The organism is Priestia sp. SIMBA_032 (genome assembly GCF_046535215.1).
Taxonomy (GTDB): domain Bacteria; phylum Bacillota; class Bacilli; order Bacillales; family Bacillaceae_H; genus Priestia; species Priestia aryabhattai.
On record NZ_JAWRXD010000736.1, the window covers coordinates 1 to 269 of the forward strand.

General features: G+C 66.2%; 1 pseudogene. It reads right to left on the reverse strand.

Features of this window, described 5'->3' with window-relative positions:
- Window positions 1–269: pseudogene (locus SB717_RS36240) on the reverse strand (zinc-dependent alcohol dehydrogenase); the annotation flags it as partial.

Sequence of the window (269 nt, forward strand, 5' to 3'; positions counted from 1 at the left end):
GTCTGCGCACCCAATTCGATTGCCAGGTCATGAGCTTGCGGACGATTGTCGACCGCGGTGATGTGCCGGACCCCGAACGCCCGCAGGATCTGGACCGCCAGGTGACCGAGTCCACCGATTCCGACAACCACGGCAACGGTCTCGCTGTCGATCAGATCTCTGTGCGTGCGAATTGCGTGGTAGGCGGTCAGTCCGGCGTCGGCCAGCGGCGCGGCCTGCTGCGCGGGCAGCGATCCGGTGGGCACGAGTACATCGGCGGAAGGGACCAG